Origin of the sequence: Candidatus Methylomirabilis sp. (genome assembly GCF_028716865.1) — a bacterium.
Taxonomy (GTDB): Bacteria; Methylomirabilota; Methylomirabilia; order Methylomirabilales; family Methylomirabilaceae; genus Methylomirabilis.
Window position 1 is genome coordinate 117565 of sequence record NZ_JAQUOY010000002.1, and the last position, 23467, is coordinate 141031.

24 protein-coding genes and 1 other RNA gene are annotated in these 23467 nt (G+C 59.2%); all 25 read left to right on the forward strand.

The genetic code is table 11. The features are described from left to right. Nucleotides 1–37: 37 nt before the first annotated feature. The 25 genes from PHV01_RS01710 to PHV01_RS01830 all read left to right on the forward strand — a co-directional run bounded on the left by PHV01_RS01710 (nucleotide 38) and on the right by PHV01_RS01830 (nucleotide 23436). Nucleotides 38–823, forward strand: a complete 786-nt coding sequence (locus PHV01_RS01710; protein ID WP_337289418.1) for a 5-oxoprolinase subunit PxpA — start codon at nucleotides 38–40, stop codon at nucleotides 821–823. Then, nucleotides 804–1490, forward strand: coding sequence for a 5-oxoprolinase subunit PxpB (gene pxpB, locus PHV01_RS01715; protein WP_337289419.1), 687 nt, complete (start codon nucleotides 804–806; stop codon nucleotides 1488–1490). Before PHV01_RS01710 ends, pxpB begins: the two co-directional genes overlap by 20 nt. Beyond that, nucleotides 1477–2565: a biotin-dependent carboxyltransferase family protein gene (locus PHV01_RS01720; protein ID WP_337289420.1), complete on the forward strand. Its 1089-nt coding sequence runs from the start codon at nucleotides 1477–1479 to the stop codon at nucleotides 2563–2565. The genes pxpB and PHV01_RS01720 overlap by 14 nt, the downstream gene beginning before the upstream one ends. Then, nucleotides 2549–3007 (forward strand): hypothetical protein, encoded by a 459-nt coding sequence (locus PHV01_RS01725; protein WP_337289421.1) that lies wholly within the window; start codon nucleotides 2549–2551, stop codon nucleotides 3005–3007. Before PHV01_RS01720 ends, PHV01_RS01725 begins: the two co-directional genes overlap by 17 nt. 133 nt (nucleotides 3008–3140) lie before the next feature. Then, nucleotides 3141–4139: a galactose-1-phosphate uridylyltransferase gene (gene galT, locus PHV01_RS01730; protein ID WP_337289422.1), complete on the forward strand. Its 999-nt coding sequence runs from the start codon at nucleotides 3141–3143 to the stop codon at nucleotides 4137–4139. Between the two features lie 269 nt (nucleotides 4140–4408). Continuing rightward, on the forward strand, nucleotides 4409–4747 hold the full coding sequence (locus PHV01_RS01735; protein WP_015743621.1) for a P-II family nitrogen regulator: 339 nt from the start codon (nucleotides 4409–4411) through the stop codon (nucleotides 4745–4747). Nucleotides 4748–4831: 84 nt separating this feature from the next. Continuing rightward, the gene (gene glnA / locus PHV01_RS01740) at nucleotides 4832–6247 is read left to right on the forward strand and encodes a type I glutamate--ammonia ligase (protein WP_337289423.1); all 1416 of its coding nucleotides are present in this window, start codon (nucleotides 4832–4834) and stop codon (nucleotides 6245–6247) included. Nucleotides 6248–6450: 203 nt separating this feature from the next. Continuing rightward, nucleotides 6451–6879 (forward strand): hypothetical protein, encoded by a 429-nt coding sequence (locus PHV01_RS01745; protein ID WP_337289424.1) that lies wholly within the window; start codon nucleotides 6451–6453, stop codon nucleotides 6877–6879. Nucleotides 6880–7111: 232 nt separating this feature from the next. Beyond that, nucleotides 7112–10252 carry a bifunctional [glutamate--ammonia ligase]-adenylyl-L-tyrosine phosphorylase/[glutamate--ammonia-ligase] adenylyltransferase gene (glnE, locus tag PHV01_RS01750; RefSeq protein ID WP_337289425.1) on the forward strand — a complete coding sequence of 1047 codons (3141 nt, stop codon included), beginning with the start codon at nucleotides 7112–7114 and terminating at the stop codon, nucleotides 10250–10252. A gap of 14 nt (nucleotides 10253–10266) precedes the next feature. After that, on the forward strand, nucleotides 10267–11460 hold the full coding sequence (locus tag PHV01_RS01755; protein ID WP_337289426.1) for a TRC40/GET3/ArsA family transport-energizing ATPase: 1194 nt from the start codon (nucleotides 10267–10269) through the stop codon (nucleotides 11458–11460). Continuing rightward, nucleotides 11453–11698 (forward strand): hypothetical protein, encoded by a 246-nt coding sequence (locus tag PHV01_RS01760; RefSeq protein WP_337289427.1) that lies wholly within the window; start codon nucleotides 11453–11455, stop codon nucleotides 11696–11698. The genes PHV01_RS01755 and PHV01_RS01760 overlap by 8 nt, the downstream gene beginning before the upstream one ends. Nucleotides 11699–11739: 41 nt before the next feature. After that, a complete protein-coding gene (locus PHV01_RS01765) occupies nucleotides 11740–12645 on the forward strand; it encodes an NAD-dependent epimerase/dehydratase family protein (protein ID WP_337289428.1) in 906 nt (301 codons plus the stop codon). Between the two features lie 228 nt (nucleotides 12646–12873). Further along, nucleotides 12874–13314, forward strand: an RNA gene (gene rnpB / locus PHV01_RS01770) — RNase P RNA component class A. 343 nt (nucleotides 13315–13657) lie between these two features. Beyond that, complete coding sequence (locus PHV01_RS01775) at nucleotides 13658–14074, forward strand: DNA methylase (RefSeq protein WP_337289429.1); 417 nt, start codon at nucleotides 13658–13660, stop codon at nucleotides 14072–14074. A 93-nt stretch (nucleotides 14075–14167) separates the two neighbouring features. Further along, nucleotides 14168–14413, forward strand: coding sequence for an RNA polymerase sigma factor (locus tag PHV01_RS01780; protein WP_337289430.1), 246 nt, complete (start codon nucleotides 14168–14170; stop codon nucleotides 14411–14413). Nucleotides 14414–14469: 56 nt separating this feature from the next. Then, on the forward strand, nucleotides 14470–14709 hold the full coding sequence (locus tag PHV01_RS01785) for a CopG family transcriptional regulator (protein WP_337289431.1): 240 nt from the start codon (nucleotides 14470–14472) through the stop codon (nucleotides 14707–14709). Next, nucleotides 14706–15107 carry a PIN domain-containing protein gene (locus PHV01_RS01790; protein ID WP_337289432.1) on the forward strand — a complete coding sequence of 134 codons (402 nt, stop codon included), beginning with the start codon at nucleotides 14706–14708 and terminating at the stop codon, nucleotides 15105–15107. The genes PHV01_RS01785 and PHV01_RS01790 overlap by 4 nt, the downstream gene beginning before the upstream one ends. Before the next feature lie 212 nt (nucleotides 15108–15319). Further along, entirely contained in the window at nucleotides 15320–16738 is a 1419-nt protein-coding gene (gene icd / locus PHV01_RS01795; protein WP_337289433.1) for an NADP-dependent isocitrate dehydrogenase, read from the forward strand. A gap of 32 nt (nucleotides 16739–16770) precedes the next feature. Then, complete coding sequence (gene mdh, locus PHV01_RS01800) at nucleotides 16771–17700, forward strand: malate dehydrogenase (RefSeq protein ID WP_337289434.1); 930 nt, start codon at nucleotides 16771–16773, stop codon at nucleotides 17698–17700. A 46-nt stretch (nucleotides 17701–17746) separates the two neighbouring features. Next, a complete protein-coding gene (locus tag PHV01_RS01805) occupies nucleotides 17747–18019 on the forward strand; it encodes a hypothetical protein (protein WP_337289435.1) in 273 nt (90 codons plus the stop codon). Nucleotides 18020–18059: 40 nt separating this feature from the next. Then, nucleotides 18060–18803, forward strand: coding sequence for a succinate dehydrogenase (locus PHV01_RS01810; protein ID WP_337289436.1), 744 nt, complete (start codon nucleotides 18060–18062; stop codon nucleotides 18801–18803). Beyond that, a complete protein-coding gene (locus tag PHV01_RS01815; protein ID WP_337289437.1) occupies nucleotides 18803–20608 on the forward strand; it encodes a fumarate reductase/succinate dehydrogenase flavoprotein subunit in 1806 nt (601 codons plus the stop codon). Before PHV01_RS01810 ends, PHV01_RS01815 begins: the two co-directional genes overlap by 1 nt. After that, nucleotides 20608–21351 (forward strand): succinate dehydrogenase/fumarate reductase iron-sulfur subunit, encoded by a 744-nt coding sequence (locus PHV01_RS01820; protein WP_337289438.1) that lies wholly within the window; start codon nucleotides 20608–20610, stop codon nucleotides 21349–21351. The genes PHV01_RS01815 and PHV01_RS01820 overlap by 1 nt, the downstream gene beginning before the upstream one ends. Nucleotides 21352–21406: 55 nt before the next feature. Then, nucleotides 21407–21538, forward strand: a complete 132-nt coding sequence (locus tag PHV01_RS01825; protein WP_337289458.1) for an SDR family oxidoreductase — start codon at nucleotides 21407–21409, stop codon at nucleotides 21536–21538. Between the two features lie 173 nt (nucleotides 21539–21711). Further along, on the forward strand, nucleotides 21712–23436 hold the full coding sequence (locus tag PHV01_RS01830) for a hypothetical protein (RefSeq protein ID WP_337289439.1): 1725 nt from the start codon (nucleotides 21712–21714) through the stop codon (nucleotides 23434–23436). Nucleotides 23437–23467 lie beyond the last annotated feature (31 nt).

Below are 23467 nucleotides of genomic sequence, written 5' to 3' on the forward strand. Positions count from 1 at the left end.
AGGATGCTACCTCTGACCTCCATGAGCCAACGACACCATGACCGGGAAGAAGATTGATCTGAACAGCGATGTCGGCGAGAGCTTTGGCGCGTGGACGATGGGGGCCGACGAGGCGCTGATGCCGTATATCACCTCGGCGAGCATCGCATGCGGGTGGCATGGTGGCGATCCACAGGTGATGCGACGCACCGTCAGGCTCGCGAGGACGCATGGGGTCAGGGTCGGAGCGCACCCGGGCTACCCGGATCTGCTGGGCTTCGGTCGTCGGCCGATGCAGCTTTCGCCCGCGGAGGCGAGGGACTATCTCCTGTACCAGATCGGCGCGCTGTACGCCTTCGCCAAGGCTGAGGGGATGCGGCTTCAGCACGTCAAGCCTCACGGGGCCCTGTATCACGTAGCCGCCAACGATCGATTGCTATCCGAATCCGTTGCAGGGGCGATTGTCGAAGTTGACCCCACCCTGATTCTGGTTGGGCCGCCGGGGTCTGCGTTGTTGTCGGCCGGCCGGGCGGCTGGGCTGAGGGTGGCGGCGGAAGGGTTCGGCGATCGCGCCTACAACGAAGACGGAAGCCTGGTTTTCCGATCGGCGCCTGGCGCGATTCTCACCGATGCCGATGCGGTGGCTGCTCAGGTGCTGTTGATGGTCGAAGGAAAGGTGCGGGCCATCACCGGTCGGATGATCCCCATCGCGGTAGATACCGTCTGCCTGCATGGCGATACCCCCGGTGCGCCGGCCATTGCGAAGCGGCTTCAAGAGCGACTGGCGCTGGCGGGGATCACGACCATGCCGTTGGAGGAACTCCTTGTCGGTCAGGTTGCTTGACGGTGGAGAGTGCTGCCTCGTGGTCGAGCTGGGCGAGGCGATTGATCTTGCCGTGAACCGGCACGTCCGGGCCCTGGGCCTGGCTTTGGAACAGGCAAGGGGAAACGGGGTGCTGGAAGCCGTGCCCACCTATCGATCGCTTGCGATCTACTACGACCCGATGACGATCGACCGTGACGCGTTGGGGCAGCAGATCGGTATGCTGTACGACTCATTAGGGGACCAAGACGACCAGACGCCCAGAGTGATAGAGATCCCCACCGTCTATGGCGGGGCATACGGTCCCGACCTCGAGTTCGTCGCTCGCCACAGCGGCCTTTCACCGGATGAGGTGATCCGTCTGCATACCGAGCCGCTCTACCATGTCTATATGCTGGGTTTCATGGCGGGATTCCCCTACCTTGGTGACCTCGCGGAACGACTTGCGATCCCCCGGCTGTCTACGCCCCGCCTCAAGGTGCCGGCCGGCTCCGTAGGGATCGGTGGGAGGCAGACGGGCATCTATTCCATTGAGAGCCCTGGGGGGTGGCGAATCATCGGTCGTACGTTCCTTCGTCTCTTCGATCCGTCCGCCGAGGTACCGACTCCAATGCTTCCGGGCGACAAGGTCCGATTCGTGCGAATAGAACCGCACGAGTACGAAAGCGAACAGCGTGGACGCCTTTGAGGTGATCCAACCGGGGCTGTTGACCACGGTTCAGGACCTTGGTCGAATCGGGTATCAGAAATATGGCGTGCCGACGTCCGGCGCAATGGATCAAACCGCGCTGCGAGCCGCCAACTTACTGCTTGATAACGAGGAAGGACTTGCGGGCTTGGAGGCGACGGCAGAAGGGCCGACACTTCGCGCACTCCTCGATCTGGTTGTGGCGATCGTTGGGGCGGACATGCAGCCGCTTGTGGACGGAAAGCCGGTTGAGTGCGGGACGGCCATCGGCATTCGAAGCGGCCAGATCCTTGAGCTCCAGCGCGCCCGGCGAGGGTTGCGCGGCTATCTGGCTATTGCCGGAGGGATTGATGTTCCGGTTATGCTCGGGAGTCGCTCCACCTGCCTCCCTGCCGCATTCGGCGGCGTTCATGGTCGGGCCTTGTGCTCAGGTGATCGCCTGCCGATCGGTCCGGTCGGGCGACGGCCTATGGCTCTCAGCGGTCGCCGACTGCCGGAAGGCTGGGTGGAGCCGATCAGTGAGGTCCTCACGGTGCGTGTGATCCTTGGGCCGCAAGAGGAGCGATTTACCCCTGAAGGGATTCGTACATTTTTGAGCGGATCATACCGCCTCACACCACAGATGGATCGGATGGGTGCCAGGCTCCACGGACCGCCGATCGCCCACCAGTCGGGCGCAGATATCATCTCTGACTCGACCCCGCTGGGGGCAGTGCAGGTGCCGCCTGACGGCCAGCCAATGATCTTATTGGCCGATCGCCAGACGACGGGTGGCTACGCGAAGATTGCGGTTGTCGTACAAGAAGACATCTTTCGATTGTGCCAGGCCACGCCGGGGCAGGTGATTCGGTTCTGCCGGATCTCCATGCCCGAGGCGTGTGCTGCCATACGGGCTTACAAGGGAAGATTTGACGCATTGCGACAGGCATGGCAGAGTCTACCGGGGAAGCGGGATAGCTACAGGCTAAGCCTTGGGGCCAGATCGTATCGAGTCGATGTGGAAGGAGAGAAGGGGACGTACCGGGTGAGTCTTGAGGGGATGGAGAGGAAATCTGAGGATGCTGAAGAGCAATAACGGACCGTTGGGGTGGAGTGTGGTCAAGCGGGTGCTGCTGGTGGGGGTCCTGGCCTTGGGGTTTTCAGCCTGTGCAAGTTGGCGAAACAAGCCGACCTTGGTAGGACCGGGCGTACCGTTCATCTCCAATCTCCAGGTCGAGCCTGGGAAGGTGAGAGTCGGAGAAGAGGTGAGAATCACCTTTGACTTTGAGGACACCGACGCTGACGTTGTGGAAGCTCGCATCTTTCCCTCTGAGGTTCGGGAATGGATCTACAGACCAGCCTTTACACCGAAGGTCCTGAACCTGAAAACTGAGAAGTATGGCCTGGCCATCGGGCATGTCGAAACAAGCCTCAAGTGGGAGAGCGAGGGGATCAGGTTCTTAGAAGTCGTTGTAGTGGATGAACAGAATCATACGAGCAACGCATTGCGAGCACGTGTCGCGGTCACCCGCTGGTGAGCGTCAGATGTTTCAGAGAAATGGTGACGCTTGCTGCTTTCAGCGCCTACCCATTGACATTCCCATGCGCGTGATTTACTGTTAGACGCTTTTCAAGCGAGGGTATCTCGGGATAAAGGAGGAAATCAACCGGATGCCGCAGCTCCGCAAGGATCCGATCACATCGCGATGGGTCATTATTTCGACAGAGCGAGGGAAGCGTCCCTCGGACTTTTCCGCCGCTCCGCCGCCAAGACAATTGGGGTTTTGCCCATTCTGCCCTGGGAATGAGGACAAAACGCCTCCTGAGATCATCGCCTATCGGAAGGACGGTAACCGGCCTGATCGCAAGGAGTGGAGCCTTCGTGTTGTGCCCAATAAGTTCCCCGCACTTCAGATCGAAGGAGACCTGGATCGGGCAGGCGAAGGGATCTACGACAAGATGCACGGATTGGGTGCTCACGAGGTGATCATCGAATCCCCCAATCACAATGACGTGCTCTCCGCCATGCCGGATGAACGGGTAGAGGATGTCCTGTGGGCCTACCGAGACCGAATACTCGATCTCAAGAAAGACGACCGATTTCGCTACATCTTGATCTTCAAGAACCGCGGTGAGCAGGCCGGCGCCTCCTTGGAGCATCCTCATTCTCAGCTCATTGCTACCCCTATCGTTCCGAAGCGGGCTCGAGAAGAGGTTGATGGCGCCAAGGCCTACTTCGATTATAAGGATCGGTGCATCTTCTGCGACATTATCCGCCAGGAACTGCAGCAAGAGCTTAGGGTCATCGCGCAGAATGATGAGTTTGTCGCGATCGCGCCCTTTGCCTCGCGCTTTCCTTTCGAAACCTGGATCCTGCCTAAGAGCCATGAGCCGTTCTTCCAGGATACGCAGAAGCAGGATATGGTGAGTTGCTCCAGGATATTGAAGGAAGTCCTTGGCAAAATGGATCGGGTTCTCCTTAACCCTCCCTATAATTATCTGATTCATAGTTCGCCGCTCCAGGAGACCGAGGTGGACCATTATCACTGGCATATTGAGATTATGCCGACCCTCGTCAAGGTTGCAGGTTTCGAGTGGGGGACCGGGTTTTACATCAATCCTGTCCTGCCTGAGGACGCGGCCAAGTATCTTCGTGAGGCTCGGCTCTAGCTGCATAAAAAGTAGTCATGGTGGGCAGAGGAGTGCCCAAGATATTGGCAGAGCCGGAGGCATATGGAGCGAGGAATTGACTGGAGAGGTCTCAAGATTGCGGGTTTGGTGGGCCGACAGAGCGATAGCGCAGCGCTTAAGTTGTCGGCAGTTTTGGCATACGACTTGCTCTTTCAAGCGACAGGTGTAAAGGCTGACAGTGGTGTCGGGAGCGGGGGTGTGAGACCCCCGGCTGGGAGGCAAACGCCTTCAGAGACGGAGGATGGCGGATGAAGAAGATCGAGGCGATCATTAAGCCCTTCAAACTGGACGAGGTGAAGAGCGCTCTGGCCGAGGTTGGGATCCAGGGCCTCACCGTGAGCGAGGTCAAGGGTTTCGGCCGGCAGAAAGGGCATACTGAGCTGTACAGGGGTAGTGAATACACGATCGATTTTTTGCCCAAGGTGAAGATCGAGGTCGTGGTTCCGGACGACAAGTGCGATAAGGTTGTGGAGACGATCCTGTCCTCGGCGAAGACGGGTCGAATCGGAGATGGCAAGATCTTCATCGTATCGATCGACGAGGTCGTCCGAATCCGGACCGGCGAGAGGGGCGAGGCAGCGATTTAAGGGTGCGCAGCGAAGCAGGACTAAGCGCTCCATGAACTGTTCAACGGCGAATTGTTCGACCCGAGAAGGAGGAAAGGCGGTCCTATGACACCGAAGGACGTTATCAAGCTGGCGAACGAGCGAGGCGTGAAGATCATCGACCTCAGATTCATCGATCTGCCTGGTCTGTGGCAGCATTTCTCCATGTCCAGCCGAGAGTTGACGGAAGATCTGTTCACGGACGGGGTTGGGTTCGACGGATCATCCATTCGAGGCTTTCAGGCGATCCATGAATCGGACATGCTCCTGATGCCCGATCCGGCGACGGCGATCATCGATCCCTTTATGGCCGTTCCCACCCTGGTCCTGATCTGCAATATCATCGATCCGGTCACAAGGCAGCTCTACAGTCGAGACCCGCGCTATATTGCGCAAAAGGCCGAGGCGTACCTGACGTCAACAGCGATTGCGGATACGTCCTATTTCGGTCCTGAGGCGGAGTTCTTTGTCTTTGATGACGTTCGGTTCGATCAGAGCTACCAGCACGGCTATTATTTTATCGACTCGGAGGAGGGGTTTTGGAACGCCGGAAAGGAAGAGAAGCCGAACCTGGGCTACAAGCCCCGTTACAAACAGGGCTATTTCCCCGTGCCGCCGATGGACAAGCTGCAAGACCTTCGGTCGGAGATGGTGTTGGCGTTGGAGTCTGTCGGCGTCCAGATCGAGGTCCATCACCATGAGGTGGCGACGGCCGGTCAGTGTGAGATCGACATGCGGTTCGACACGCTGACCAGGATGGCCGATAAGGTCCAGTGGTATAAGTACTGCGTGAAAAATACTGCCCGTAAGCACGGCAAGACGGCAACCTTCATGCCCAAGCCGATCTTCCAGGACAACGGATCAGGGATGCACGTCCACCAGAGTCTCTGGAGGGGCGGCAAGAATACCTTCTGGGAGCTTGGAGGCTATGGGGATCTGTCCGCGACGGCCCGCTACTACATCGGCGGATTGCTCAAGCATGCGCCAGCGCTCTGCGCCTTCATCGCTCCGACGACGAATTCGTACCGGCGACTCGTGCCCGGTTACGAGGCGCCGATCAACCTCGTGTACAGCCAACGGAACCGATCGGCTGCCGCCAGGATCCCCCTCTATTCAAAGAGCGAGCGGGCAAAGCGGATCGAGTTCCGAACACCCGACCCCAGTTGCAACGCCTACCTGGCCTTCAGCGCCATGCTCATGGCCGGCATTGACGGCATCCAGAAAAAGATCGACCCCGGACAGCCGATCGACAAAGACCTGTACGAGCTCGAGCCGGAGGAGGCGAAGGACATCAAGCAGTTGCCTGGTAGCCTGGGGGAGGTTCTGGACGCCCTGGAGGCCGATCACGAGTTCTTGCTGAAGGGCGATGTCTTTACCCCGGATCTCATCGACACCTGGATCGACTATAAGCGGAAGAACGAGGTCGATCCGATCCGCCTCCGCCCTCACCCCTGGGAGTTCGCCCTTTACTTCGATATCTAAGCATTCTCGATTTCTTATACTGCAAACGGCTCCGGATGAATATCCGGAGCCGTTCTGTTTTTTCTCTGGCCTAAGGAAAATTTCTGTCTGTCCCATCCATGGGCTTCTCCGCAACTTGCGAGGTCTAGAGCCGCCGTGCTAGTATTCCGATATTGGCAGTAAATCTCACTTCAGTCCTAAATTGGGAGAGGAGGATAGAAGAGATGAAGCGTGCGGGTGCTTGGCTTGTCATGCTTACCTTTGCAATCGCGGTTACGGGCTGCGCGACGACGGAGTCGCGGCCCGGCTACTACGCCTATCCGCAGCGCGGACAGACTGCAGAGCAGTTGAGTCGCGATCAGTACGAGTGTCAAATGTGGGCGAAACAGCAGAGTGGGTTCGATCCGGCTGCGGAGACGGCCAGGGGCGCAGGGGTTGGAGGAGTGCTCGGCGCACTAGGGGGCGCCGCGGCAGGCGCGGCCATCGGCGCGGCGACCGGCGGTGGCGCAGGCAGGGGTGCGGCCATCGGCGCGGCGACCGGCGGAATCGGCGGTATCATCCTCGGTGGGAGCGGTGCCTACGCACAAAACAAAGATGGCTACGACAGAGCCTACGCCGCCTGCATGACCGGACGCGGGTACGTGGTGAGATAGCCTGAGCGCTTAGAGTAAATTTACAAGTAGCAGACGAGCGGGGAGAGTAGTTGCATCCCCGCTCGCTCCTTTTTCGAGCGATCGAGCCTGTCGAGCCATTAGAACTTTACTTACTCCAGGGAGTGTGCTACCAAAATCGTGTGATACCCCTGATTCGAGATAAGTATCCTCTCCGTGTTAGGCGTGGACGAGGAGTTGTCATCTCGCACCTTCGGCCGCAAGGCATATGCCGATGAAGGAACCATTCCCACCTGGGGTTGAGGCGCTGGCGGCTGCCGGCTGTCGATACCCGGAACAAGCCCGGCAGAATCTGCAACACCTGGCCGGATCCTCACACCTGACCTCGGTCCAATCGATTCTACCACTGCTCCTGGATCGCCTGAGAAATCTAGCCGACCCGGATATGGCACTCAATAACCTGGAGCGCTACGCCGAGGTGGTCATTGATCGGGGATTCTTGTTTTCTCACCTCCGAGACAGTCCTAAGTCGCTTGATCTTCTGCTGACGCTCTTCGGAAGTTCGCAGCATCTGTCCGATATCCTGATCCGTTTCCCGCAGGATTTTCATTGGCTGTTGCAGCCCGGCCTGCTCCGGCGGACCAGGTCTAAGGAGGAGCTGGTCGAAGATCTCAACGAGTTCCTCTCGAGAGCGAAGAGCCAGGAGCGAGCATGGACAGCGCTGCGTCGATTCAAGATGCGGGAAATCTTGCGAATCGGGATTCAGGATCTTCTTGACAACCTGGATCTGACCGGTGTGACGCAGCAACTGTCCCTGATGGCTGATGTGGTGCTGCATCGGGCCTATGAGATCTGCCGCGCTGAGCTCGTGCGTCGGTACGGCGAGCCACGATGCGTGGGACCCTCAGGCGACAAGGTGTGCGGATTTGTGGTGATCGGGATGGGGAAGCTCGGCGGCGAGGAGTTGAATTTCAGCTCGGATATCGATCTGCTGTTCATCTACGAAGGAGAAGGTGAGACGGCAGGGCTCACCAGCCCGTCTGGCGCCCTCATCGGCAGAGTGAGCAATCATGAGTTTTTCACGCGCCTGGGGGAGGGCGTGATCAAAGCGATCGGTGAGCTGACATCGGAGGGGCGCGTCTTCCGAGTTGATATGCGGCTTCGGCCAGAGGGACGGGCGGGTGCGCTGGTCTATTCGCTCAGGGGATATGAGCTCTATTATGAATCATGGGGACAGACGTGGGAGCGCATGGCGCTGATCAAAGCGAGGCCGGTGGCCGGTGATCCGGCGCTGGGGGAAGCATTCCTTAAGTTGGTGGAACCGTTTGCCTATCGCAGATCACTTGACTACGGTGCTATCGGGGAGATCCGGGCCATGAAGGATCGGATCAATGCGAAGGTTGGACGGGACCAGGAGACTTTCCGCCACGTCAAACTGGGCTACGGGGGGATCCGCGAGATCGAGTTTATCGTGCAGACCTTTCAGCTTCTGTACGGGGCAAGCGACCCGTGGATCCGCGAGCCGAATACGCTCCGTGCGTTGCAGCGATTAGCTGACCGTGGGCATGTTACCGTCGATGAGCACGCGACATTGGCCAAGGCCTACACCTTTCTCCGCACGGTCGAGCATCGCCTCCAGATCCTCCATCACTTGCAGACCCATACGTTGCCGACGGACCATGGGGACCTCGTCCAGTTGGCTCGGCGCCTCGGCTACTCCCCAAACCGGTCACCTGACCCGGCGCTGGCCTTACGGGAGGATTATCAGCGGCACATCCAGGCGGTTCGACAGATGTATGACCATCTGCTGAGGGAGCCGCCCATGGGGGAGGAGGAGATTCCACTTCATCCGCTCGCCGACTTTCTGGATGGGCGGGCAGACGAAAGCGTAGTGCGCGAGTCGTTGACAGCGGCGGGAATCGTGGATCTTGATCGCGCCGTCCGCTCGCTGTTCGTGTTACGCGACGGCCCTCCTTTCAGACGTAATACGACCGGCACTCAGCGGATCCTCGCCACCCTGGCGCCTACCCTCATGGAGGGTTTGACGCAGGCGCCGGACCCGGACCTGGCTCTCCTGCACCTTGAGCGGTTTATCGAGGGGGTTGGTTCCAGCGCCGGCTTGTACGACATCTTCAAACAGGCGCCGCTCGCCCTGGTCCACCTGATGCGACTCTTTGGCGCAAGCGAGTTTCTCTCGCAGATCCTGATCCGACATCCCGCGCTCTTGGACCTGCTGCTCGTCCCCGATCAGCCTGAACGTGGGCGACCCGACCGGCTCGTTGAGGAATGCTTAGACGTGGTGGCCGATGCCCCGCCTGGAAGCCCCAGGTTGGATGCGTTGCGGCGATTCAAACAGGCGGAGGAGTTGCGAATCGGTATCCTGGACCTACTCAGAAAGGCTGACCTGGACGAAGTGAGCAGGGCGTTAACGCGTCTCTCGGAGGCCTGTGTTCAGACGGCATACAGGCTGGCTTGTGAGGAACTGAGGCCGCAGTATGGCCTACCGTCCTCAGGGGGGTTCGTCGTCTTGGGCCTTGGCAAATGTGGTGCTGAGGAGATAGGGTATGGATCCGACCTTGATCTCGCCTTCGCCTATGCGCAAGAAGGAGCGACGACGGGCGGGTCCCAGGGCATGAGCCATGCCGAGTATTTCGAGCGCCTGGCCGATAAGATCTGCAGGAACCTCACGACGATCACCAAAGAGGGAACGGCCTACCGGGTCGACATCCGGCTACGCCCAGGTGGATCGGCAGGCAGGGTTGCGCAGTCCTTCGCGGCTTTTGAGACCCACTTTGCTCGCACAGCGGAGCTGTGGGAGCGTCAAGCCTACCTGCGAGTGCGTCCGATTGCCGGCGACCTCAACATCGCGGAGGCGTTGATGGCGTCATTATCCGAGCGTATCTATCGACCAACCTCAGCGGAGAGTCTGGCAGCGAACATTACAGCGATGCGTCACCGGATGGAAGTAGAGTTGACCAAGGAGAAAACCGGCGAGCATCATGTGAAGTTGGGGAGCGGTGGGATCGTTGACATCGAGTTCATCATTCAGTTCCTCCAGCTTGCGTATGGATCTACGCGTTCTGCCCTGCGGGTCGGTAATACGCTGAAGGCCTTGGAGGCCGCGCGGGGCGTGGGCCTGCTCGCCGACCTGGATGTCGCTTACCTGTGCGACTCCTATAGGTTCCTGCGCACGGTCCAGAATCGTCTCCGGGTCGTGGCCGATCTTGAGACGTCCGCGCTACCGAAGGACCCAAACCGGCTCGATCGCCTGGCACGACGGCTTGAGTATGAAGCGGGTGACGGCGTACGTCCAGGGGAACGGTTGCTGGCTGACTACCAGCGCCATACGGAGCGGGTACGGGGGATTTACGAGGCGACCTTCTCTCGTTATAATCGCGGTGAATCCGGGAGCTGACGCGAGGGCCGATAATGCGCATCATTCTGTATACCGGCAAGGGAGGGGTAGGCAAGACGACCGTCTCAGCCGCCACGGCGTTGATGGCGGCCGAGCGAGGCTACCGGACCCTGGTCATCAGCACTGACCCGGCCCACAGCCTGGCTGATGCCTTCGATCAGCCGCTCGGGTCTGAGCCGACGCGGATTACGGACCATCTCTGGGGACAGGAGATCAATGTTCTGGAGGAGATCCGGACACACTGGGGTGAGGTCAAGGACTATCTCACCGTTCTGTTTGCCACGCGCGGTGTAGACGAAGTGATCGCTGAGGAGATGGCGGTCTTTCCCGGACTAGAGGAGTTGTGCAGCCTTTTGCAAATCCGACTGCAGGGCGAGGCGGGGCGCTTCGATTGTCTCATTGTCGATTGCGCGCCGACCGGAGAGACGATGCGCCTGCTGAGCTTCCCCGATGTGGCCCGCTGGTACATGGAGAAGCTCTTTCCGTGGGAGCGTCGAATCGTGACCGCCATGGGCCCCATTGTTCAGCCGTTCGTGCCTGTTCCGCTTCCCAAGGATAATGTGTATGCGGCCATCGAGACCCTCTTTACTCGCATTGACGGGATGAAAGAGGTGCTGTGCGACCCGAAGCGCTCCAGCATCAGGCTGGTCCTGAACCCGGAGAAGATGGTCATCAAAGAGGCGCAGCGGGCCCTTACCTATCTGAACCTGTACGGCTACGTCACCGATGCCGTCATCTGTAACCGCGTCTTTCCCCGTCAACTCCAGCACGGGTATTTTGCCGAATGGAGTCATATCCAGAGCCGGTACCGGGAGATGATCCAGCAGGGCTTTTCGCCGATCCCGATCTGGGAGATCCCGCTCTTCGACCGTGAGGTCGTCGGTCTGACGATGCTTGAGCGCATGGGCCGGAGCCTCTTTACCGATCAGGATCCTCTGACCGTCTGGATGCCGGGGCCGATCCAGACGGTCCGTAAGAAAGGGGGCAACTACTATCTCCGGTTAAAGCTCCCGTTCCTTCAGAAGGAGGAGTTATCGCTCTTGAAGCGAGGCGATGAGTTGGTGGTGTCGATTGGAAACTTCCGGAGAGACCTCGTGCTTCCCAGGGCGCTGGCCGACCTCGCAGTGAGAAGGGCGAGACTTGAGGAAGGCTATCTCGTGGTGCGATTCGGTCAGGACGGAAGCCCCAAGGAGGAGAAGGATGGCTAAGCAGGAGAAGCAGATATGCCCGCATCGCTGTCCGTTGTGCGCCCTCTACGAGGCGCAGGAGAGATTTCAGCGGGGAGTCAAGGAGTGCCTACCCCCCGAGGTGAGCTTGCACCTCAATCAGGCAGGGCATGAATTGCTCCTTGCCGTCCAAGTGTTATTTGACAGAGGGTTTGGGGCGGTGGCCTCAGAGTCGAAGTCGGGCTCACGTCGGAAGGCCCAGAAGGTGAAAGTCGAATAGATGCAGAAATCTCAAACATACGATCGGTCGAGGGAGGGACGATGAAAGTATTTGTGACTGGTGCAAGCGGCTACATTGGCTTCAATGTGGCTTCAGGTTTTCGCCGAGCCGGGCATGAGGTGTGGGGGCTGGTCCGCAGCGAGAAAAAGGCTCATACCATTGCCATGAGCGAGATCCGCCCGGTCATCGGGAGCATGCAACATCCGGAAAGTTATCAGCCGATTGCGGAGCAATGTTCTGTGCTGATCCACGCGGCCGTGGATTACCAGGCCGATACCTTTTCGCTGGACAGGCACACCATGGAGGTATTGCTGGCGGCCGGCAAACTCGGTGCACAGCCGAAAACGGTTGTGTACACGAGCGGGACATGGGTGTATGGCGACACCCTCGGCAAGCCGGTAGACGAGGATGCGCCCTTGCGACCTGCGGCACTGGTCGCCAGCCGTCCTGACATCGAACAGATGGTGCTGAACGCGTCCGGGGTCCGGGGAGTGGTCGTGCGGCCGGGCTGCGTGTACGGCCGACAAGGCGGGCTGACAGGCATGTGGTTCGACGGCCCCGACAAAGGCAAACCGCTCCAGATGATTGGCGATGGCAATAATCGCTGGGCCATGGTTCATGTCGACGATCTGGCGGATGGCTATCTGCGCGTAGCGGAGAGCGGACTTGCCGGCGAGGTATTTAACCTCACTGATCGCTCCAGTTCTACCGTGCTTGAAATGGTCCTCGCTGTGGCGCGGGCCACCGGCTATACCGGGCAGATTGGATTTGTCCCGGCGGGTGAAGCGTCTTACACTCTGGACGGGTTTGCCGAGTGTCTGACTCTGGATCAGCTTGTGGATTCCAGAAAGGCGAGTCGCCTGTTGGAATGGCAGCCGAAACATCGCGGCTTTGTCGATGATGTGGAGACGTATTTTCAGTCGTGGAAAGCCACCCAGTATGCTTGATAGCGACGTCACCCGTATGTTGTCGGCTATCAGCCTAGTGTAGTGCGTCACAAATAGCTTTGTACCCGTTCGTGCTGAGCCTGTCGAAGCATGAACAGAAGTTGTTGAAGTTAGAAGCCCTTCGACAAGCTCAGGGCGAACGGAATATTTCAAGAACTGCAAGACGCAGTATGTGGGCGAGGATCGCTGTTGCAAATCGTGCCCGTGTGCGTTACGTTGGTGGTAGCCGAAGTCGGTCGGATGGCCGCCGGTTCGCTTTTGGCGGACGGGAGGAAAGTCCGGACTCCACAGGGTAGGGTGCTGGGTAACGCCCAGGGAGGGTGACCTCACGGACAGTGCCACAGAAAAGATACCGCCCACGCTGCATTATCGACCGTCAGGCTTCGTCGCAAGCGTCGCCGAACGGTCCCGTGGGCAAGGGTGAAATGGTGCGGTAAGAGCGCACCAGCGACATGGTGACATGTCGGCTTGGCAAACCCCACCCGGAGCAAGGCCAAATAGGTCCCGCCCCATCATGCAGAGGGTGGCCCGCTCTCGTGCTCCTTTTGGGGCAGGCGGGACGGGTAGGCCGCTTGAGCCCGGCGGCAACGTCGGGCCTAGAGGAATGGTCATCCGGTCGGGCCGCAAGGTCCGGCCGTACAGGATCCGGCTTACAGACCGACTTCGGCCATATCTATAGAATCAAGTAGTTATCACGGTTTTAAAGGACGGTAAGCGGGTGTCACAGAATCTTAGCCTGTAATCTCACACTGCGAGAGGCGCATTGATGTGGAACCTTGACTCAGACGTTATTATTTGGGCGGTTGTGGTCGGTGTCTTAGTGATCGGCTATGGCGTAGTGTTTGTTGTCTTTCGAAAAATTTCTCGGAAGTAAGAGTCATTTTTTATGGATACCCATTGAGGCTGTCGGTGCCCCAGATGGCATGAGGGGCAAGCTATGGCGCGCTCCCCTACACAGACGCGAGGGCGACCCGCTCCAAAGCAGGCTGGACCCAGGGCATCGTCCCGGCCTATGATTCGAGCTCGGGACCTCGGGATCGAACTCGAATCGGGGGCAGAAGGTGAGCGCTTTAAATGGTTCCTGGCCTGCCTGTTGTTTGGTAAACCGATTCAACAGGAAGTGACTAAGCGAGCCTATCTGGAATTCGTCAGAGAGGGGTTGGTTACCCCAGAGGCGCTTATCGAAGCAGGGTGGGATCGGCTCGTGAGCGTCTTAGACCGCGGCCACTATGTTCGCTTCGATTTCTCGACCGCCACGAAACTCCTTGACATCTCCCGATCCCTCATAACCCGCTATGGCTCTCTTGCCAACCTGTTCAGGCAATCAAGCGATAGGAAGGACCTGACCAAGCGTCTTCAGGAATTTAAAGGAGTAGGTCCCGTCACTACTCGCATCTTCCTCCGCGACATCAAGTCCTTCTCGAAGTAACCTTCAGGACCCGGGCTTGCCGAACGCAGCAAAACGGCGTAGTGTGAAGAAAAAGGCTGCGCCGAAATATGAGCGGCTCAGACGGTGTTCGCAATGGATCGAGTATCGCTGTCCGAGGACGAAAAGGATCAGTTTACCGAGTCCCTGCTTCAGCACCTCGATGCGCTTTATAGCTTCGTCTGGTGGCTGACGCATCGCCGGGACGAGATTGAGGACCTGGTACAAGAGACCTGCCTTCGCGCCCTGCGATCCGCTCACCAGTTTCAGCCTGGAACCAATTTGAAGGCCTGGCTCTTTAGTCGTCTGATTCGGATGCTCCGGAACCGATATCTTTCTTGACGGATCATTGTGTGTATGACAATATGCAATAAAGTAGAATACGCGGAGGTGTGACGATGCCGACGAGTGTGCGATTGGATCCAGGGGTTGCAGCGCGGCTGCGGAAGATGGCCAAGACCGAGGGGGTACCACTCTCGGAGCTACTCAGACGTGCGGCGGCCCGATATTGCAACGAGTTGACGAATGCTTCGTTGGACCTGAGGCTGGCCGATGTCATCGGCGTCGTGAGGTCAACAGGGGGACGAGCCCGCCGAACCGGTGAGGCATTTCGGAAGGCGCTACAGAGGCGGTCGTGATCTTAACCGACGCAGGTCCCCTGATCGCGCTGCTCGATCGCGGAGAGCCTGATCACCTGAAATGTCAGGAGGCCTCCGTTCGGTTGCATGGTCCCTTGCTCACAACTTGGCCGGCGTTTACGGAGGCAATCTACCTACTGGGGCAGGCCGGGGGATGGATAGCACAGGAGCCTTTGTGGCGCCTGCTGCGCCGGGGAGATCTCATCGTCGAGATGCCTCAGCAGTTGGAACGGATCGCCACACTGATGAGTAAGTATCAGAGCGTCCCGATGGATCTGGCTGATGCCTCGCTCGTGGCGCTGGCTGAAGAACGGGGACTCACCACAATCTTTACCCTGGATCGGAACTTCCGCATCTACCGGCTTTCGCGTAGCAGGGCGTTCACGATTATTCCGTGACACGGTTTTGAGTATCGAGCACTATGGCTTGACACTCCTCCGGCGTTCGTGTTAGCGTGCGCCTGTTAAGATCTGGGAAAGCTACGTGAGTCTTTTCTTCGCGTTGTCCTGACACATAATCTTCTGGTAACAGTGGCGGGTCGGAGGGCCTTTTACGCCCGCTTGCGAACGAGGCTGGTGTACGGGAAAGGATGCTGATCAGGGAGAGGTCGATGGTAGGGCGGCGTGAAGGACTTCAGCCGACGAAAGAAGGCTGCGCAATTACCGTAAAAGATGGCCGGTTGATCGTCCCGGACGATCCGATTCTTCCGTTCATCGAGGGTGACGGGACTGGACGAGACATCTGGCGCGCTTCGGTCCGCGTGTTCGATGCGGCGGTGAAACGTGCCTATGGCGGGCAGCGCCGTATCACATGGTTCGAGGTCTATGCGGGTGAGAAGGCGTTTAATACCCTCAAGACCTGGTTGCCGGAGGAGACTATTGAGGCCTTCCGCACGTACATAGTTGGGATCAAGGGACCGCTGACGACGCCAGTAGGAGGCGGTATCCGGAGCCTGAACGTGGCGCTCCGCCAACTGCTCGACCTGTATGTTTGCCTCAGACCGGTCCGGTATATTCGCGGTGTCCCGAGCCCTGTGAAGCGCCCCGAACTGGTCGACATGGTGATCTTCCGGGAGAATACGGAGGATATCTACGCCGGGATCGAGTGGGAGGCGGAATCGCCGGAGGTCGGCAAGGTCATTCGTTTCCTTCAGGATGAGATGGCGGTCAAGAAGATCCGCTTCCCGGAGAGCTCTGCGATCGGAATTAAACCGGTCAGTCGAGAAGGGAGCGAACGACTGATCGGGGCTGCGATTCAGTACGCGCTCCGACACAAGCGCAAGTCTGTGACGATGGTCCACAAGGGGAACATCATGAAGTTTACGGAGGGCGCGTTTCGGGATTGGGGCTATGCCCTGGCGGCCGGCAAGTACCGTCACGAGACGGTCAGCCTTCGAGAGAGCTGGATCCTCGACAACCAAGAGAAGCAGCCCGCCCTCACGGTTGAGGAGAATGCCCTGGCCATCGATCCCGGCTACAAAGATATGACACCCGATCGACAGGCGAAGATCCGCGAAGAGGTCGAGGTCGCCCTCGCGCTGTGGCCAACGCACGGCAATGGACAGTGGAGGCGCAAGCTGTTGATCAAAGACTCGATCGCCGACATTACGCTGCAGCAGACACTCACACGGGCCGATGAGTTCGACGTAATCGCGACGCTGAACTTGAATGGCGACTATCTCTCGGATGCCCTCGCCGCTCAGATTGGTGGGATCGGGATTGCACCCGGGGGGAATATCAACTATCAGACCGGTCATGCGATCTTTGAGGCGACCCATGGCACGGCGCCGAAATACGCCGACCTGGATAAGGTCAATCCTGGCTCGCTCATCCTCTCGGGCGAGATGATGCTGCGGCACCTTGGCTGGGACGAGGCGGCCGACTTAGTGATCCGTGGGCTGGAGGAAGCCATTGCTCGAAGGCAGGTCACCTATGACTTTGCCAGGCTGCTGCGTGTCGAGGGGGCTACTGACGTGCAGGAGCTGAAGTGCTCCGAATTCGCCACAGCCGTCATCGAGAATATGGGCTAGGCAGGTCAAGACGTGAACGCTTGGGGGTGTTGATGCGACCGAAGGTGACCGTGGTTGGCGGTGCTGGCAACGTCGGAGCCACCGTCGGCCAGTATCTTGTCGCAAAAGAGCTGGCCGATGTGGTGCTGATCGATATCTTAGAAAGCGTTCAGCATGGACGAGGGCTGGACCTGCTCCAGACGTGTCCCGTCCTTGGATCTGACAGCCGAATCGTCGGTACGAAGGACTATCGGGATACCGCCGACTCCGACATTGTGGTCGTAACCGCCGGCATTGCCAGAAAGCCGGGGATGAGTCGGGATGACCTGCTTCACACCAACGCCAGGATCGTGGGTGAGGTGATCGAGCGGGTCGTGGCTCACTCGCCGAACGGTATTCTCGTCATCGTCAGCAACCCGCTTGACGCGATGACCCAACTGGCGCTCAAACGAAGCGGCTTTGCTCGGGAGCGGGTCATCGGCATGGCGGGCGTGTTGGACGCAGCGCGATTTCGGACATTTATCGCACAAGAGCTTCGGGTCTCTGTGGAGAATGTTCATGCCTGCGTGCTCGGCGGCCATGGCGACGCGATGGTTCCCCTGCCTCGATTCTCTACGGTTGCCGGGATTCCGATCACCGAACTGCTGCCGCCCGACCGGATCGAGGCGCTGGTGAAGCGGACAGCCGGTGGTGGGGGAGAGATCCTGGCGCTGCTTGGAACGGGAAGCGCGTATTATGCGCCTGGGGCCTCAGTCGTGGAGATGGTGGAGACGATTGTCAAGGATAAGAAGAAGATCATGCCCTGCTGTGTTTATCTGCAAGGGGAGTATGGGATACACGGGTTGTGTGTCGGTGTCCCGGTCAAATTGGGCAGCACCGGCGTTGAGCAGATTATCGAAATCCAGCTGACACCTGATGAGGCGGCCGCCCTGAACCGGTCGGCGGCTGCCGTAAAAGAGCTGATCGACATCCTGAAGCTCTGAGCTGTAACCCGTAAACCGTCAACTCTTAACGTGAGGAGGATAGGCTGTGACGAGACTGCGAAACAGATATCTGGGTTCTTTGGTGCTGGCCGTGGGACTGTTGGTTGCCGGCTGCGGGCAGGAAATTAAGAAGGAGAATGAGCAACTGAAGAAGACGGTAGAGACGCTTCAGAAGGAGAATGCCGATCTCAAGGCTGAGACGGTGACACTGAAGGGTGAGAACGAGGCGATGAAGAAGGAAGTCGAGGAGATGAAGACGCAGATGGAACAGATGGAGCAGCAGATGAAGGCGAAAGGCCGACCTGCGAGGAAGAAGTAGCGAGCCAGTCGACAGCACAACGTTGGTTCTTGGGAGACTCATGACCGAAGATCGGCTAAGCAACCAGCGTGGGCAGGTCGCCGTGGCGACCTTGGGAAGAGAGGCCTGGTGGCTGCAGCCGATGCTGATCGTGCTGGCGCTGGGCGGGTTCATGGTCTATACGGCCTGGGCAGCCCTCCAGGGAACCCACTATGAGTACAAGAACTACTTTTCACCCTTCTATCCGACGTTCACCAAACCTGAATGGTGGCCGTTCTCACCGGCCTTCCTGATCCTCTGGGCCCCGGCGGGTTTTCGATTTACCTGCTACTACTTCCGGAAAGCCTTCCATCGCTCTGTCCTGCTGACCCCGCCGGCCTGCGCGGTTGCTGACGCGCGGGCCGGCTATACGGGGGAATCCCGATTCCCTCTCATCCTCATGAACCTCCATCGCTACTTCCTCTACCTGGCCATGGTCGAGTTGGCTGTCTTGTGGTATCACGCCGCCCGCAGTGTCGTCTTTGACGGCCGACTCGGCGCCGGAATCGGCTCACTCGTGATGGTGGCCAATGTCGCATTCCTCAGTCTCTACCTGACCTCCTGCCACTCCTTTCGACACCTCATCGGCGGACGACTCGACTGTTTCTCACACTGCCCAACCCGGCACGCTCTCTGGGGCCAGGTCAGCCGACTCAACGAACGTCACGATCTCTGGTTCTGGCTGAGCCTCTTTTCAGTAGGACTGACCGATCTGTACATCCGTCTCCTGTCGATGGGCATCATCAGCGATATGAGACTGTTCTAATGGTGGCGCAGGAGCAGTACGAGACTCACGAACACGATGTGCTGATCATCGGCGCCGGTGGCGCCGGCCTGCGAGCAGCCATCGAAGCGAGGGCTCTTGACGTCTCCGTGGGTCTCATCAGTAAGTCGCTCCTGGGCAAGGCCCATACGGTCATGGCCGAGGGCGGAATCGCTGCGGCCCTCGGCAACGTCTATCCGGATGATAACTGGCAGGTGCACTTCCGCGATACGATGCGAGGCGGCAAGATGCTGAACAACTGGCGGATGGCCCAACTGCACGCCCAAGAGGCGCCGGAGCGCGTCCGGGAACTGGAACGCTGGGGCGCGGTGTTCGACCGGACGAAGGATGGGCTTATCCTGCAACGCGACTTCGGCGGGCACCGCTACGCGCGCCTGGCCCACGTCGGCGACCGGACAGGTCTTGAGATGCTCCGCACGCTGCAGCAGCACGCAGTAGCCCAGGGGATTGAGGTCCACATGGAATGCACCGTGACGCGCCTGCTCAAAGACGGCGACCGTGTGAGCGGCGCGTTCGGCTACCGGCGCGACACCGGTCAGTTCATCGTCTTTAAGGCGAAGGCGGTGATCCTCGCCACCGGCGGCGTCGGCAAGCTGTGGAAGTTCACCTCCAACTCCTGGGAGTGCACCGGCAACGGCGTCATGCTGGCGCTGGAGGCGGGCGCGGAGCTGATCGATATGGAGGCGTACCAGTTTCACCCGACCGGGATGGTGTGGCCGCCCTCGATCCGTGGGGCCCTCGTGACTGAAGGGGTGCGCGGCGACGGCGGGACGCTGCGGAACAGCAGAGGCGAGCGGTTCATGTTTCGATACATTCCGGAGTTCTTCAAGGCTGAGACGGCAGACAATGAGGACGAGGCCGACAGGTGGTATACGGACAAGAAAGACAACCGGCGCACGCCCGATCTGCTGCCGCGCGACGAGGTGGCGCGGGCGATCAACGCAGAGGTGAAAGCCGGACGCGGGAGTCCGCACGGCGGAGTCTTTCTCGACATCGCCTCGCGGCGGCCCGCGGACTATATCAAGCGGCGTCTGCCGTCGATGTATCACCAGTTCAAGGAGCTGGCCGGCATAGACATCACGAAAGAGCCGATGGAGGTCGGACCGACCGCCCATTACATGAATGGGGGGATCCGGGTTGACGCGGAGACGGCAGCGACGGCGGTGCCAGGCCTGTACGCGGCCGGCGAGGTTGCGGGGGGCCTGCACGGCGGCAACCGCCTTGGCGGCAACGCCCTGTCCGATCTCCTGGTCTTTGGTCGGCGCGCGGGTCGGTCTGCGGCGCTGTACGCGAAAAGTTTCTCCGGTATACCGACGGTGGATGAGCGTCAGCTTGGCACAAGCGCGCGCGAGGCCCTGATACCATTTGAAAGCCAGGGCGCCGAGAATCCCTACGCCTTGCAGGCTGAACTGCAAGAGACGATGCAGTTGCTGGTGGGGATCATCCGGACGGAAACAGAGCTGCAAGAGGCGTTGGTGCGGCTCGGGGCTTACCGGCAGCGACTGCCGCAGGTTCGCGTCGAGGGCAGCCGTCCGTATAATCCTGGCTGGCATACGGCATTGGATCTGCGCGCGTTGCTCACCGTCGCGGAATGCGTGACGCGAGCGGCGATAGAACGCAAGGAGAGCCGTGGCGGGCACGCGCGGGACGACTACCCGTCCACAGATCCACGCTTCGCTTCAGTAAACATAGTCGTGTGCAAACGCGACGCGACGATCGTCACGGCCCTGAGGCCGATCATCGAGATGCCCGAGGAACTCAGGCGGCTTATCCAGGAGAAGGGGTAATGCCGGTCATCACGCTGCGGCTTTTCCGGGGCGACGCGAGGGCCGGAGGTTATACGGAGTACCGGGTTGAGGCCGAGGAGGGGATGGTGCTGCTCGATGTGATCCACCGCCTGCAGGCGACGCAGGCGCCCGACCTGGCGGTCCGATGGAACTGCAAGGCTGGCAAGTGCGGCTCGTGCAGCGCCGAGATCAACGGCCGGCCACGGCTCATGTGCATGACCCAGATGAGCCTGTTTTCTTCCGGTGAACCGATTACCGTCGCCCCCATGAAGGCCTTTCCGATCGTCCGGGACCTGGTGTGTGATCTCTCCTTTAACTACCAGGTCGCCAAGACGATACCTGCCTTCAGGCCGGGCCCACCAGATCCTGATGGTGCCCACCGGATGATGCAGGCGGACGTCGACCGCGTCCAGGAGTTCCATAAGTGCATCGAGTGCTTCCTCTGTCAGAATGTGTGTCACGTCATCCGCGACCACGAAGAGAACAAGCCGCACTTCGCCGGGCCACGCTTCTTTGTTCGACTTGCGGCGCTGGAGATGCACCCGTTGGACACCCACTCGCGCACGGAGATGGTGCGGACGAAAGCCGGAATTGGCTACTGCAACATTACCAAGTGCTGTACCGAGGTCTGCCCCGAGCAGATCCGGATCACCGACAACGCCATCATCCCGCTGAAGGAGCGTGTGGTGGACGATTGCTACGACCCGCTCCTCTGGCTGCTCCGCAAGCTCACCCAAAAGTAATTCCGCCCGCCCCTCTTGATTGTGCCCCTTCCGCATCTTGACTTGAAAGGACGAACTGCCGCTTGGCCGATTCGGTCGCCCCGAGGAGGTCGCAGCCGTCGTCATCTGTCTGGCATCTCAAAAGGTCAGCTTAGTGACCGGCGCGTGCGTTACGGTCAATGGCTGTCAGTCGCGGTCGCTCATCTAACCGCTGCGAAGGTCGTGAAGCTAATCGGGCGGTCTCCTGATCAACGATAGCAATTAGGACAGGAGACGTTGACTACGAAGTCAGCAATCAATACAATGACGCAACATTCAGGTAGTTACAGACCGGCCCTAAGGGAATACCAAAACCACGGTTCATCACAAGGAGGGAGCGTTATGAAGAGTTCAGATGTGCTACGGGGTGCAGGACGGTTGGCCGCGCCTCTTCTTTTGGCGCTGACGGTGGCGTGTGCGATCGCTCTCGCACCTGTCCATGCTGAGGCACAGTACTACGGGATTGAGAACGTTGCGAAGGGGAAGCCCGTTTTGAACGTCACGCCCACCGCGCTCGGCGGTCCTTCATCCGTTGTCACTGACGGAAAAGTCGACACATACTGGTACAGCTACCCTGTCCAGGAATACACGATCGACCTGGGCGCCCCGACCTCAATAGGGAAGATCGTTGTCTACGTCTCGCAGGCAAGCAACTTGGTTATCTCATCGTCACTCGATGGAATCACATTCTCGCCCCAGCACAGTCTCAATGTGACGGATGTGGCGCACAGTAATTGGGTAGGTGGGATGGCGTCCGGCCCGCTGGTCTTTGAGGCCAATGGGGCGTATTCGGCTCGGTATCTCAAGTATCGATCGCAAGACATGGGCTGCGCCTGCTATCAGGGGACGTTAGAATTCGCTGTGTATGAGTGGGTCAGCACACCGCCGCCCGTCCTGAGCGGCGTTAACCTGGCCACGCCCCCCAGTAGTGTTATGGATCTTTATGCATCTGCACCTGGCTTCCCGGCATCCGCCGTTGCCGACGGCAATCTCGGTACGTCTTGGATTGGCGCCTCTTCGGTACCATACACGCCGGTCGGTGGACAGCAATTCTATATCACATACGGGGGTGCCAGGATTGATCTTGGAGGCAACACCCTTGTCCACGGTGCTCGCCTACGTCGACCGGCGACAGGCGGCGCTCAAACCGCATTGATCACTCTATACAACGCTGCAGGTACCGAAGTCGGCTGGTTTGGGGACGGTAATCCGAACGTCATTGGCACGACGAATCCTGCATTCGGTGACGCTGATTTTGTACTCAATGTACCGGTTCTGGCCCGCTATGTACAAATCGTGCAGATGAATCCAACTGTCAACACCGTCACGGCGCGGCCGGCCCTCGCAGAGGTCGAAGTGTACGGCGCGGTGTCCTCGGCGACCTACACGATCACGGCATCAGCCGGCCCCAACGGCAGCATCGCCCCTTCAGGCGCGGTGACGGTGAATTCAGGTGGGAGCCAAGTATTCTCAATTGCACCGAGCGTCGGCTACCATATCGCCAACGTCCTCATCGATGGTGTTGCGGTGGGCGCACTGCCCAGCTACACCTTTAGCGGTGTTACTGCTAACCATACGATCGACGCGTCGTTTGCGATTGACACCTACACGATCACGGCATCAGCCGGCCTCAACGGCAGCATCGCCCCTTCAGGCGCGGTGACGGTGAATTCCGGGGATAGCCAAACCTTTACCATCACGCCTAACGCAGGGTTCCACGTTGCGGATGTCCTGGTGGATGGGAGTTCGGTCGGTGCGGTGGCGAGCTATTTATTCAGTAATGTTACTGCTAACCACACGATCAGCGCGTCGTTCGCGATTGACACCACTCCGAATCCCTACGATTCACTGCGAGCATTGTTAAGCCGTGATTGTGTCACGAACAAAGGGATCCTCAATTCATTGACTGTTAAGCTCAACAACGCAGAGGCGGCCGAACAACGCGGTAACGTTACCGCCAAGGCCGACATTATCGGCGCCTTCGTCAACGAGGTCCAGGCACAGACAGGAAAGGCCATCGATCGTACGTGCGCTGCGGAACTCATCCGCCTGGCACAACTCCTTTAATGGTTGGAGAGTAGTTGCAGAAAGAGTTGAT